At 69.7% G+C, this 12,391-nt stretch carries 12 protein-coding genes; 6 read left to right on the top strand and 6 right to left on the bottom strand.

Annotated elements, in window-relative coordinates; translation table 11 throughout:
- Positions 1–152: 152 nt before the first annotated feature.
- Both ACQP2H_RS29485 and ACQP2H_RS29490 read left to right on the top strand, forming a co-directional pair.
- Positions 153–689: a hypothetical protein gene (locus ACQP2H_RS29485; RefSeq protein ID WP_433229675.1), complete on the top strand. Its 537-nt coding sequence runs from the start codon at positions 153–155 to the stop codon at positions 687–689.
- A gap of 128 nt (positions 690–817) precedes the next feature.
- Positions 818–2,215 (top strand): IS1380 family transposase, encoded by a 1,398-nt coding sequence (locus tag ACQP2H_RS29490; RefSeq protein ID WP_433229678.1) that lies wholly within the window; start codon positions 818–820, stop codon positions 2,213–2,215.
- A 321-nt stretch (positions 2,216–2,536) separates the two neighbouring features.
- Here ACQP2H_RS29490 and ACQP2H_RS29495 read toward each other — a convergent pair whose 3' ends face one another.
- The 3 genes from ACQP2H_RS29495 to ACQP2H_RS29505 form a co-directional block, all read right to left on the bottom strand.
- Positions 2,537–3,013, bottom strand: a complete 477-nt coding sequence (locus ACQP2H_RS29495; RefSeq protein ID WP_433229681.1) for a hypothetical protein — start codon at positions 3,011–3,013, stop codon at positions 2,537–2,539.
- Between the two features lie 526 nt (positions 3,014–3,539).
- Positions 3,540–3,980, bottom strand: a complete 441-nt coding sequence (locus ACQP2H_RS29500) for a hypothetical protein (protein ID WP_433229694.1) — start codon at positions 3,978–3,980, stop codon at positions 3,540–3,542.
- Between the two features lie 1,046 nt (positions 3,981–5,026).
- Complete coding sequence (locus tag ACQP2H_RS29505) at positions 5,027–5,428, bottom strand: winged helix-turn-helix domain-containing protein (protein WP_091247778.1); 402 nt, start codon at positions 5,426–5,428, stop codon at positions 5,027–5,029.
- Positions 5,429–5,797: 369 nt separating this feature from the next.
- Here ACQP2H_RS29505 and ACQP2H_RS29510 point away from each other — a divergent pair, with 369 nt between their 5' ends.
- Positions 5,798–6,016, top strand: coding sequence for a flavin reductase (locus tag ACQP2H_RS29510; RefSeq protein ID WP_433229697.1), 219 nt, complete (start codon positions 5,798–5,800; stop codon positions 6,014–6,016).
- A 346-nt stretch (positions 6,017–6,362) separates the two neighbouring features.
- Here ACQP2H_RS29510 and ACQP2H_RS29515 read toward each other — a convergent pair whose 3' ends face one another.
- A complete protein-coding gene (locus ACQP2H_RS29515; protein WP_357536539.1) occupies positions 6,363–7,190 on the bottom strand; it encodes a LysR family transcriptional regulator in 828 nt (275 codons plus the stop codon).
- A 69-nt stretch (positions 7,191–7,259) separates the two neighbouring features.
- On the opposite strand from ACQP2H_RS29515, the gene ACQP2H_RS29520 reads away from it, so the two are divergent.
- Entirely contained in the window at positions 7,260–7,991 is a 732-nt protein-coding gene (locus ACQP2H_RS29520) for an SDR family oxidoreductase (protein ID WP_357536541.1), read from the top strand.
- A gap of 197 nt (positions 7,992–8,188) precedes the next feature.
- A complete protein-coding gene (locus ACQP2H_RS29525; protein WP_357536543.1) occupies positions 8,189–8,869 on the top strand; it encodes a M23 family metallopeptidase in 681 nt (226 codons plus the stop codon).
- 270 nt (positions 8,870–9,139) lie between these two features.
- Here the strand turns inward: ACQP2H_RS29525 and ACQP2H_RS29530 are convergent, their stop codons facing one another.
- Positions 9,140–9,616: a hypothetical protein gene (locus tag ACQP2H_RS29530; protein WP_357536545.1), complete on the bottom strand. Its 477-nt coding sequence runs from the start codon at positions 9,614–9,616 to the stop codon at positions 9,140–9,142.
- Between the two features lie 495 nt (positions 9,617–10,111).
- Positions 10,112–10,795 (bottom strand): histone deacetylase, encoded by a 684-nt coding sequence (locus ACQP2H_RS29535; protein WP_357536547.1) that lies wholly within the window; start codon positions 10,793–10,795, stop codon positions 10,112–10,114.
- A 174-nt stretch (positions 10,796–10,969) separates the two neighbouring features.
- Between ACQP2H_RS29535 and ACQP2H_RS29540 the strand changes: the two genes are divergently transcribed.
- A complete protein-coding gene (locus ACQP2H_RS29540; RefSeq protein WP_308290930.1) occupies positions 10,970–12,391 on the top strand; it encodes a sensor domain-containing diguanylate cyclase in 1,422 nt (473 codons plus the stop codon).

Below are 12,391 nucleotides of genomic sequence, written 5' to 3' on the forward strand. Positions count from 1 at the left end.
GAGACCTCCTGTCACCTCGACCTACTGATCGTTGCTCTCTGATGGACAGTCGTCGAGTCCCTTTGCTGAGCACGAGCCTTGTCCGATGCAGACAGTTGAGAGTTTGGCTACCCGAGCGTGACACCGTTCGGAGGCTCAGCAAGTATTGCTGGATGGCAGCAACCGAAGTAGCTCTCTGGGTGCCTCTTGCCTCCGGCGCTCTCGGCATCCTGGGGGCTCTAGCCGGTGCCGGCATCACCCAGTGGGCCACCAGGAAGCGGGAGGACCGTCGTTGGGAACGTGAACGCGAGCTGGACCAGGTCCGGCACGAACGGGAGCGTCTTGCGCGGCAGCGCGAACGTCGGGCCGATCTCTACGTGGACCTGGCTGAGTACTCGCAGAGTGAGCAGTCTGCCCTGGAGTCTTCGACCGACGAGTACAGCGAGAGCCGGGTCAAAGTGCCAGACCTTCAGCATCCGGACCGCCTGACAGCGCGGGTGAGGCTATACGCGGCACCTCAAGTGATCGAGAGCTGGATCGCTCTGATTGAGGCTACAGAACGCATTCGGTGGGAATGGCACGAAGGGGACGTTAACTACAATGGGTCCCGAATGTGGATTGATGTGGAAAACCCTGCCGTAGTGGGACTAGATAAGGCCATCAAGGAAATGCAGTCAGTGCTGAGGGCTGCTGTCGACGAGGACGCCTGAGTGACTAACCTCGGCCCTTCAGTAAGGGCTGTCCACGGACTGGGCTGAGAACGAAGAAGTGCCTTCTGATCTGGGAAAATAGGGCTTGTCGAGAGTCCCATGTTCCTGTCACGGAAGGCACTTGCTGGGTGAAGGCTACCGCAACACGTCCGAAGATCGTGGTGACCGGGGGTGGGCGGGGCGTGGTGGGTCACGTCGGTGCCCGGCTGCTCGCTGACCTGGCCGATGCGACTGGGCTGACCAGCGCGTTCGGTGAGGCCCTGGCCGGGCTGCGGCAGCGGCGGGGCGGGCACGATCCGGGCCGGGTAGCGGTCGATCTGGCGGTGATGCTCGCCGACGGCGGTGAGGCTATCGCTGATCTCGCGGTGCTGCGTAACGAGGCCGGTCTGTTCGGGCCAGTGGCCTCCGACCCGACCGCGTGGCGGCTGTTGTCCCGACTGGACGAGCCGATGCTGGCCCACCTGCGTGCTGCGCGGGCCCGAGCCCGCGAGGTCGCCTGGGCCCAGCACGCCGAGGTCCGCGGCGACCTGCCGCAGCCCACGGTGGCCGGCCGCCCGGTCGACGGCCTGGTCCTGGACATCGACGCCACCATCGTGATCTGCCACTCCGAGAAGGAAGCAGCGACCCGCACCTGGAAGAAGACGTTCGGCTACCACCCGCTGCTGTGCTTCCTGGACAACACCGGCGAAGCCCTCGCCGGCCTGCTACGGGAAGGTCGGGCCGGATCCAACACCACCGCCGACCACATCACCGTGCTCGACCAGGCCCTCGCCCAGATCCCCGACGCGGCCCGGCACGGCACCCCCATCCTGCTGCGCAGTGACTCCGCTGGTTCCAGCCACGGCTTCCTCGCCTACATCCGAGCCTTGCGCGAGCAGCACCTGGACATCCGATTCTCCGTCGGCGCCGCGATCACCGAAGGCGTGCGGGCGGCGATCCGCGCCGCGACCGGCTGGGTTCCCGCCGTCGACACCGAGGGTGACCTGCGTGACCATGCCGAGGTCTGCGAGATCACCGGCCTGTTCGAGGCCACCGGATGGCCGCCCGGCACCCGGCTCCTGGTCCGCCGGGAACGCCCGCACCCCGGCGCCCAACTGACCCTGTTCGACACTATCGAAGGCTGGCGGCACCAGGTCGTCGCCACCGACACCCCACCCGGCGGCGGCAGCATCCAGTTCCTGGAGGCCCGGCACCGGGCCCACGCCCGCGTCGAGGACCGCATCCGCACCGGCAAGAACACCGGCTTCGGCCGGTTCCCGTCGCGACACTTCGCCATCAACCAGGCCTGGCTCCACCTCGCTCTGACCGGCATCGACCTACTCGCCTGGACCCAGAACCTGCTCCTGGACGGCGAGCTGGCCACCGCCGAACCGAAGAAGCTGCGTTACCGGCTGCTGCACGTCGCCGCCCGGATCACCCGCACCGCCCGGCGGACCCGCCTCGCCATCGCCGCCAACTGGCCCTGGACCGACGCCCTGACCAGCGCGTTCAACAAGCTCACCGCACTACCCCGGCCCACCGGCTGACCTCGAGACGCACGCCCGACCATCACCACGGAGGAACCCGGCCCAGCGCCGGGACCTTGGCATGCCAACAGAACATCAGCAAACACGCAAACTGCACTCATCGAGCGGCGGCTATTGATCCATGCTCAAGTGAAAGACCGAGGCTAACTGAGTGACGACGGGCGGGAGCAAGGCCGGCGTCCGTGGACGCTGATGGACAAGGTAAACCAGGGCGACATGCTGTCACCGCAGGCCAACGCTTAACGATCGTTGCCCGGGGGTCAAGGAGCCGAGGGCTCGTGCGATGCTTCGAACCCAGTCGTGCGAGAGCCGGCCGCCCGACTAGGCGTAGCTATCAAGGGTGCTGACTCCTTGCAACTCGGAGCGCATTTGAGCTGCGACGACTTCAAGTCGCGCTGACTCTTGTAGGATTATGCCCAAACGTTCAATTGAATGAGCTGTACCGATAAGGTCGTGCACCTCGGGCGATCCGAAGGCAGTGAGTTGGGCCAGCGCTGCCGAGAGAGCAGCCCTTTGCTCGATTTCGAGCACGACAGGGCCTCCAAGCTTACCCGCCTGAAGGGTTAGAGCCGCATTGAGGCTCATTTCTGAGGTTACCTTCATCCAGTTGATGTATGCCTCCGCCCTCTTCTCCCACAAGCGCTTTTCCTTGTCGGTATCACGCTGAAATAGCAACTGCGTAGCGAGGTTCTTGGTACTACGCCGCACGCTGTACCAGGCCATGCTGGTCGAGAGTAGTGCGGACAAGACGGCCACGCCTGTCGAGAGCAGGGCGGCGGTTCCAGGCGTGAACTTCACTCCGGCAGAGTATCGAATGAACTTGGGCCGAGGGTGACCGTGGTCAGGTCGGCGACAGCGAACAGAAGCACGGCGAATCGCGCGCCCGGCGTTGGAAGGGCAGCGAAAAGGCGGCGAATGCAGCACTACTGCCCGGCACCCATACCGGACGGACCATGCACCAGGTGCATGAAGCCGCACCGAGGAAACTGGGTGGCAGCCGCTGGCACGCCGAAGCGGTCACCGTGCCCGACGCGTACCTGATGCAGGGGTCAACGCCGGCGTGCAGAGGCGCTGCGGCTGCGGCAATCTGGACGCTGCGTGCGCGTCTACAAGGTGGTACGGCTGCCCATGGTGTAGATCTAGGCGATTCCCAAGCTGAGAGTCCGTCCCGGATGCCGGTGGCCCTGCTGCTGTCGACAGCAACGGTGACAGCAACAGGGCCGGACGCGGAGAGTCGGGGGCGGGCGGCTGCGGATCAGCGGCCGACGTCAGGGACGTGCGCGGACGCGTCCGGACGAAGCGCCCAGAACTTACAAGCGAGGGATCATGGTCGTCCGGCGGTGCTGTCCGGTGAGTAAGGAGTCCTGCCGAGCTGCTCGGCAAGCTCCTCTCGCTCACGGAAAAGACGCCGGAGGTAACGACGCTGTTCAGAGCCCCACAAACCTTCGTCGAGCTGTCGCTCCTGCTGCACTTGCACCGTCCACACCTGTCCGATGAACGACGCAAGTGCGAAGATGGAGCCTACGACAAGCGCAACGCCTAGCTCCTTGGTGTCCTTGCCGAACGTGAACGCTATCCCAGACCCGAACGTAACGACACAGACGCCGACCAGGACGAGGAACCAACTCCTTGAAGTCATCACTCGGATGACCCTGAGCGGACCGACATGGAGTTGCCATGTGGCCTCGCGTTCCCACGCCTCGTGCAACTCTTGCTCTACTTCATGCAGCCTTGCCGCGATCGCTTCAGCATCCCGTTTCACCACATGATGAGCGTATGTAGGGCTAGCAAGGCACAGCTCCCCTGCGGTCGAAGGGTGACGCCGGGGCAAAAGCCGTGAACAGGCCGTAAGTGGTGGACCAGCGTTGACCAATAAAGGCTACCGGTGCCCAGTGTTTGTGCAGCCCAGCGTCCGACCCGGCCCGCTTCGTCCGGCAGGTCGGCCCGACGGCCGGCGAGAGTTCAACGCCAAGTACTGGCAGACGGTTCTACTTAGGATTGGTCTTCCGAGAGGGGCGGCGCCCCCCGGCCCGCCTCGGCTGGTCAGGCTGCGCGTACTTCCTATGAGCAGCTTGAGTAGATATACCCAAATCCTCACCAACCTCTCGCCACGTGGGTCGACCTGGCAGTCCCAGCACCCGCATGAGTAGCCCTTCGGCCCCGTGGCCGACCTGGGCGAGAATGTTCTCCTCGACGGCTGCACGGATGTCGGCCAAGGCTCGCAACTGAGATCCGCCGGTGTCCGCGACTACGCGAGCTGCAAGCCGCTCGATCGCGACGCGCAAGGTTGTCCCCTCGATAGGGCGATCCGGATCAGGAGTATGTCGTGCCATCAACATATGTTGACGCCATCAGGCCCGGTACAACAAAAGCCCTGCTCACAGGTTCGCGACATAAGAGTTCGCGGTCAGTAGCGTTCCGGACATGACAGAGCCCGAAACTTCGCCGAGAAGACCCGAGGCGCTACTCAGTCTCCGTACCGCCCTGATCTTGACCCTTGGGGCAAGCTCGGGGCTTGCGATCGGTGTGCTGACTGCGTTAGCAGGTGGCACGACGCCGGCTTCCGCGATTGCCGGCTTGGTAGCGGCAGGCAGTAGCACTGTCGGGTTTCATAGCCTAATCGGTTCGTGAACCCGGCCTGCGACAGCAGCCCGGCAGGTAGAGGCAGCACGAGCCTTGACCCAGGTAGGCACCGAACGTCGAATGACAGCGGCGCGCACCTGCTCGACAGCATGAGCCGCTAGAAGTCGGCAGCGGCCAGCAGCTTCAGACCCCATCCCCCGGGCGGGGTTCCCCAGAGTTGGGGAAGGGTCAGCGACCGACGCGGATGCGGTCGGCGGCGTACAGCTCGCGGGAGCCGTCGGCGCGGAAGATCACGATGACCGGGATGCCCTCGCCCATCTCCAGCTCGCGTCGCTCGGCCGGGGTAGGCATCCGGGCGGTAGCGGTGTCGCCCTTGAGAAGGGTCACCGTTTCGGTCGGCTCGATGGCGCGGACGAACGTACCGCGCGGTGGTTCCACGATGACGAGCCCTTCCGACCGGAGCAGTGCTACCGCTTGTCGGACGCTCGTACGACTCAGCCCGTACTCCTGAGCCAACCGCAGCTCGCTGGGCAGTGAGGCCCCGGGCGCGAGGGCACCAGAGGTGATCCGGTCTCGCAGGAGGTCTGCGAGCTGCCGGAACACGGCGCGATCCGCACTCGGGTCGATCACGAAAGTGACGCTACGTGTCCAACAGTTCTACATCTTATTGTATCTACAGTCCTACGTCGTTACGGTGACATGAGCCGTGGCGTTGACCCCAGAGGCCGGCCCGGCACCCCGACCACCAGGACAACCGAGGGGAGAACCAGTGCCTCGCGTCTCGTATGAGGAGTACCTGACAGCCGTCGCGCTCACCCTGTCGAGACGACACCGACCGGTCTGGTCCTGGAAGCGATGGCGGACAGTCTGCCGATGCGGTAGCGAGCTGCCATGCCACGCCACACACCGGATTCCGATCAGCCGAGACCACTGGCCCTCTGAACACAGCCAGGCCGAGGCCCCACCATCCGATCAACCGGCCACCCGGGAGACACCGCGATGACCACACACCTTCCGCTCACGCCGGGCTGGACCTGCGGCGGCTGCAATGCCGAATGGCCCTGTCCCACCCGTCGTCAGGAGTTGCGAGCGGAGTACGACCGCGCCCCGGTGTCGCTGGCCCTCTACCTGGCCGCCCAGTTCGTCGACGCCGCCCAGGACCTGGCCCATATCCCCGCAGGCACCCTGCACTACCGATTCCTCGGCTGGATGCGATGAGGATCCACCGACTCAGTGCAGGCAGCTCATCCGACGCCAGCAGTACAGCAGCGAAGTACAGCAACCCAGCCCACCGAACCCGACCCGAGGCGACCCCAGCAGGCCGGATGACCTCGGATGACACCCGATCCACCCGGCCCGCCGCCAGTTCGGGACGAAGAGGTCGTCGGTTCCGGCCACCCCGACAGAGGTAAGAGGGCACATCCAATCGGTGGATGTGCCCTCTGGTGCTTCTGTACAGCAGTGACGTACAAGCGGGTCCGGGCGGCTGCGCGGGGTCGACGTGGTGCTGGACGCGGTCGGCAGGCAAGGGCTGCGCGTGTGTTGCTGCGGCGGCGAGCCGGTGTCAGCCGGCAACCGCCGCGCGGACGAAGGCGGCGACCTCGCGCGACGTGCTGGTCTGCGACCAGGCGAGGACCAGGGTGGCCGGGTCGGCGTCCAGGACGGGGCGGCTGATCAGGCCCGGGGGCAGGTACTCGCCTACCGATTCCGGGACGACCGCGATCAGGCGGCCGAGCTGGATCAGGTGCAGCAGCTGGTTGCTGTCGGCGACCGGGTGGCCGGTGACGCCGGGTCGGGCTTCGGGCCAGCGGGGCATCGGCTCGCCGTGCAGGTCGGCCATCGTCACGGTGGCGCGTTCGGCGAGCCGGTGGCCCTCGGGCAGCAGCACGACTTGGCCCTCTGTGTGCAGGTCGTCGCTGTCCAGGCCGGTCAGGTCGTTCTGCGGCCGGTGCAGCAGGGCGAGGTCGGCGCGGCCGTCGCGGACCATGGCGGCGCGTTCGCCGACCCGGAAGGCGAGGTCGACCGGAACGGCGCCGGGAGATGCCGCGTAGCGGTCGAGGATGGTGCGCAGCAGTCCGGCGTCGCCGCCGGGCTTGAGGGCCAGGGTGAGGTGCGGGGTGGTTCGGGCGGCTTTTCGGGTACGCCGGATCGCCGTCTCGACCGCGTCGAGCGCGCCGCGGGCCTCGGTGAGCAGCACCTCGCCGGGCGGGGTGAGGTGGACCGCGCGGCTGGTGCGTTCCAGCAGCGTGACGCCCATCCGGCGTTCGAGCAGGCGGATCGCTCGGGACAGGGGTGGCTGGGCGATGCCGAGGCGCTGTGCGGCGCGGCCGAAGTGGAGTTCCTCGGCGACCGCGACGAAGTAACGCAGTTCGCGCGTCTCGACGTCATCCATACCGCCAAGGTATCGCCACGGACCGGTTCGGTCCTGGTCCGCAGGCGCTGCCGGTGATGGGCTCGGGGCATGAGTGGAGCACGCATCGCGCTGGTGACCGGGGCGAACAAGGGGATCGGGCGGGCCGTCGCGGAAGGCCTCGCCGAGTTGGGGATCACGGTGCTGGTCGGTGCCCGGGACCCGGAGCGGGGAGCTGAGGCGGCGGCGAGGATCGAGGGCGCGTCGGCGATCCGGCTGGACGTGACCGATCCGGCCGGGGTCGCCGCTGCCGCCGAGGAGATCGGGGCCCGGTTCGGCCGGCTGGACATCCTGGTCAACAACGCGGGGATCGGCGGTGACCTGGCGGCGCAGGCACCGGGGGCGGCCCGGCTGGACGGCATCCGGGAGGTGTTCGAGACGAACCTGTTCGGGGTGGTGACGGTGACCGAGGCGATGCTGCCGCTGCTGCGCCGCTCGGCCGGGGCACGGATCGTGAACGTGTCCAGTGGCACGTCGTCGATGGCGTGGATGACCGACGCGACCCATTATTTGAGCCGGATGCCGGCGTCGCTGGGTTATCCGGTGTCCAAGGCGGCGCTGAACATGCTGACCGTGCAGTATGCGAAGGCGCTGGCCGGGGACGGGATCCTGGTGAACGCGATCGCGCCGGGCGCGTGTGACACGGATTTCGCCAAGGGTTTGCCCTTCCAGCTGTCCCGGACGCCGGCCGAGGGCGCGGCGGTGGTGGTGCGGCTGGCCACGTTGGGGCGGGAGTGCCCCAGCGGCGGGTTCTTCGACGACGGCGGGAAGGTGCCGTGGTGAGACGGCTCGACCGGGGCGGGGCACCGATCACCCACGAACCAGTATGACTGTCAGGCATGAATATGCCTGGGGGGCATGGAGCCCTCACCCGAAGACCGTCCCTCCGGGTCGACCACGACGCGCCCGCGTGGGGCGGGGAGTAGGAGGCGAGCGCGACGGTCCTAGAGTCGGTGGCCGGGAGACCGGGAAGGAGCCCGATGTCGATCCCCGATCCGGTCGTGCTCGCCCTGCCGTTCCGGGGCACCTGGCTGGTCCGCAACAGCCCCGCCCGGCGGGTGCCCAGCCACGGCACCGACCTCTTCGCCACCACGTACGCGATCGATTTCGTGGCGGTGCGGGGACGACGGACGGCGACCGTCCGGGACTGGCGGACGCTGCTGGCGACCGAGCCGCCGCAGCGGTTCCTGGCCTTCGGGCGGCCGATCCTCGCCCCCGCCGCCGGGCGGGTGCTGGCGGTGCACGACGGGGAGGTCGACCACGAGGCCCGCCGGTCGCCGACGACGCTGCTGGGCTACGCGCTGACCCAGGCGGCCCGGGTCCGCCGGGGCGCGGGCGCCGTCGCCGGCAACCACGTGATCGTCGAGCTGGCCGGCGGCCGGGGGTACGTCCTGCTCGCCCACCTGCGCGCCGGGTCGGTCCGGGTGGCGGTGGGTGACCCGGTCGACGTCGGGCAGGAGTTGGGCGACTGCGGCAACTCGGGGAACTCCACCCAGCCGCACCTGCACCTACAGGTGATGGATGCCGCCGACCCGTACGCCGCCCGGGGTTTGCCGATGGCCTTCCGGCACTACCGGTCGTGGCGGCGGCCGGGTGACCCGCCGGTCGAGGTCGACCGGGGCGTCCCGGGCGAGGCTGCGGTGGTCGAGCCGGCGCGGTGACCACCCCGGGCGCGGGGGCGTCCGCCGCCCGGCGCGACACGACGACCCGGTCTTCCTGGCAGGGTGTACGGCAGGGCTGCGCTGCGCCGCGCCCGGATGTCCGACTGGACGATCGTGGTACCCGTCCTCGCGGTGTTGCTGCTCGTCACCTGGAACCGCGAGCTGCCGGGTCTGCTGGTGGCGGTGGTGGCCCTGCTGCTGGCGGACGCAGCCCTGAGCTGCCCACCCTGCCCGGCGGGCGGGCGGGCGGCGTCGTGCCCGCCGGCAGGCTCAGTCGTCGTGACGTTCGGTGCGGGCGACCTCGGCGAACGCCGCCTCCAGGCACCCGGCGAACGGGGCCCCGGTCACCGTGAGCAGGTCGACCACCAGCAGCGGCGCGTGGGCGGCGACGGCGGCCGGGTCGGGCGGGGTGTCGTCGTCGCCCGGGTCGTAGACGCCGAGCGCCCCGGCCAGCAGGACCAGCACCACCTGCGGGTCGACGTCGGGTCGCCAGGTGGCGGCGGACCGGACGCAGCGTTCCAGCACCTGCCGCACGTCGTCGCTGTCGAGCCCGTCGGGGTGGGCCTGCTCCAGCAGGAGCCGGACCACCCCACCGACGACCAGCCCGGCACGGTCGGCACCGGCGAGCCGGACCACCGCCCGGTCGTACGCCGCGCCGTCGCGGGCCTGGGCGGCGTCCACCGCCTCGGTGGCGGCCACCGCGATCTCGCGGGCCGGGGCGGGCAGGTGTCGCCAGGTCACCGTCACCGGGCCAGCATGGCAGAGCCGACCGACACCGCACCCGCCCGGACCACCCACCGCCCGCCGGCCACCTGTCGATCCGAGACGGCCCGGGGTCGGAGCCGGATCCCGGATCACGAGGCGGACCCAGGGTCGGCGGCGGAAGGGGGTCCGCGGCGGGAGCGGGACGGAACCGGGTCGGGGTGGAAACGGGTCGACCGCCCCGGGGTGGGACGGCGGCTCCCGGTGCGAGGAGTCGCCGGCCGTTCACCCGGGACGGTCGGACGGTGGCCGGCGATCGCCCCTCCGCGCGCCGGTCACCGTGGGTGCTCCCGTACGGACCGTCACCAGGCCCCCGGTGATCGGCGGGTACGTGTAGCTGCCCTTGCTCCCGTCGGTGACGCCGTCATGAGGACGTCGACCACGGAGAGTGTGCGCCGAGGCTATAGGTGCCGGACGACAACTGTTAACTCGAAAAGCGCCGCGCCGGCAAACAGATCCGCCAGTCCCGGCAGTGGGGTCCTAATGGCGATCATGGGTGGCGCGATGGTCCGACGGGGGCGTCCCTTCCACCGATCCACACTCGTCCGCCGGGTGGATCAGGGCGACCAGTCGGTGCCGGGTCCAGTGCCCGGCCACCCCCGGTCGGGCGGCCAGGTAGTCGATCGTCTCGGCCGGCGACCAGCCGTGCGCCTCCCGCAGCCCGTCGGCGATCATCCGCAGGTAGACGGGGGCGGGCGGGGTCCATGCCACGTCGGCGGCCCGCCACGGGGCGGTGAAGGTGAGCATCGGCAGCCCGTCGGCGGTGCCGACCCGCAGCAGGGTCTCGTACCGGCCCGGGCCGAGGGTGGCCCGGCCGGCGGCGACCGCCTCGTCGAGGGCGGGCAGGTCGTCGCCAGGCGGGCGGTACATCTCCTGCGCCGCGAGGTCGGCGAACTGCGCCCGGGTGAGCAGGTAGCCCCGGGCCGCCGCGACGCCGGGCAACTCCGGGTCGTAGAAGGCCATCCCGCCGGTCCAGGCCCGGGACTCCCCGGCGAAGTAGATGCCACCCGGGATCAGCACCGGTCGCGTCCGGCGCGGTGGTCGGCAGTCCCGACAGCCGGGGTACGACCGCAGCCCGCCGGGCGGCCGGCCCCCGGCGAGGTACCAGCCGAGCCGGGCGGCGTGCAGGTTCGACCCGTAGGCGACGTACCAGAGCAGCTCCACCCGGCCCCTTCCGCCGCCTCCGGGCCTCCCACGCTATCGCCCACAGGCCCTGTCCACACCCTGTGGATGAAACATGTGTACGAACGAAGTGATCTTAGTGTGACCGGCTCCTTCCCGCTGAGTACGCTTGATTGCAGCCCCCGGCACCCGTCGGGCCTTCTCACCTGGAAAAACGTGGATCACGAGCGAGTCGTCCGGGACGTCACGGTCCGCCTGCCGATGGCGTCGACCGCTGCCGAGGCGTGCCGGTGGACGGTGACCGCGCTCGCCCGGTACGTCCCCGCCACGATCTCCGTCCTGCTCCAGGCGCACGACCGGCTCCGTTGCATCGCCGCGACCGGCGCCTGGCAGGTGTTCTCCACCGTCGCACCCAAGTCGGGCATCGTCGGCCGGGTGTACGCCTCCGGCGGGGGCGCCACCGTCGACGACGTCACCACCGACCCCGACTACCTGCCGTTACGCCCCGACGTCACGGCCGAGGTCTGCGTACCGGTGCGGGACCCGGCGGGGCGGGTGATCGGCGTGCTCGACCTCCAGTGGAGCGGGCCGGTCGAGCTGGCCCCGTGGCGGGAGACGGCCGAACGCCTCGCTGAACGCCTCGGGGCCCGGATCGCGGCGCTGGGCGGGCCGCCCGCCGAGAGCCGCAGCGAGAAACTGCTCCGGCACGCCACCGCGATGACCTCGGCCCCCACCGACTGGGATCTGATGGCCGCCGCGCTCACCGCCGCCCGGGAGGTCTCCACCCTCTCCACCGCCGTGCTGGTGCTCGCCGGTCGGCACGGCCCCCGGGTCGGCGCACCCACGACGGTCCCCACCGAGTGGGAGTCGCGGATCCGGGCCGCTCTCGCCGACGCCCCGCCCGCGCAGCTCGACCGGCTCGTCGCGCGGGCCCACCGGTACGGCGCGGCGTACACGCTGGGTGAGGCGGGGTGCCCGCCCACCGAGGAACATCTCGCGCTGGCCCGTGCCGGGGTGCGCACCCTGGTGTCGGTGCCGGTCGGTCCGCCGGACGACGGTGGGGTGCTGCTGGTCGCCGACGAACGGCTGCTGCGCCCCGACCCGACCACGGTCAACCTGATGGAGCTGCTCGCCGGGCAGGCGTGGGCCGCCCTGGAGCGGCTGCGCACCCTGGCCCAGCTGCGGGAACAGGCAAGCCTGGACCCGCTCACCGGGCTGCGGCACACCGGCACGTTCGGGCGGCGGATCGCGGCGGCCGCCCCCGGGCGTACCGCACTGCTCGCCATCGACGTGGACGGTTTCAAGACCGTCAACGACACCTACGGTCACCAGGCCGGGGACCGGTTGCTGGTGGGGCTGGCCCGGGCCCTGGAGGCGGCGCTGCGGCACGGCGACGAGCTGTACCGCACCGGCGGCGACGAGTTCGTCGCGGTGATCGAGGTGGCGCACCCGGACGAGGCGGTCCGGATCGCCGAGCGGCTCACCGAGGCGGCCCGGCGCACCGGCCGTACGATCAGCGTCGGTGTGGCCCTCCCCCACCCCGGCGAGGCGGCCGACCGCACCCTGCACCGCGCCGACCAGGCCCTCTATGCCGCCAAGCACCGGGGCCGGGACCGCGTCCACCTGTCCACCGGCTGA

Origin of the sequence: Micromonospora sp. CA-248260 (assembly GCF_050942205.1) — a bacterium.
In the GTDB taxonomy this organism is placed as follows: domain Bacteria; phylum Actinomycetota; class Actinomycetes; order Mycobacteriales; family Micromonosporaceae; genus Micromonospora; species Micromonospora antibiotica.

Excerpts from the sequence above, each read along its gene's own strand:
- ACQP2H_RS29520 (WP_357536541.1), top strand. The coding sequence starts at position 7,260 with ATGAGTGGAGCACGCATCGCGCTGGTGACCGGGGCGAACAAGGGGATC.
- ACQP2H_RS29485 (WP_433229675.1), top strand. The coding sequence starts at position 153 with ATGGCAGCAACCGAAGTAGCTCTCTGGGTGCCTCTTGCCTCCGGCGCT.
- ACQP2H_RS29510 (WP_433229697.1), top strand. The coding sequence starts at position 5,798 with ATGACCACACACCTTCCGCTCACGCCGGGCTGGACCTGCGGCGGCTGC.
- ACQP2H_RS29525 (WP_357536543.1), top strand. The coding sequence starts at position 8,189 with ATGTCGATCCCCGATCCGGTCGTGCTCGCCCTGCCGTTCCGGGGCACC.
- ACQP2H_RS29515 (WP_357536539.1), bottom strand. The coding sequence starts at position 7,190 with ATGGATGACGTCGAGACGCGCGAACTGCGTTACTTCGTCGCGGTCGCC.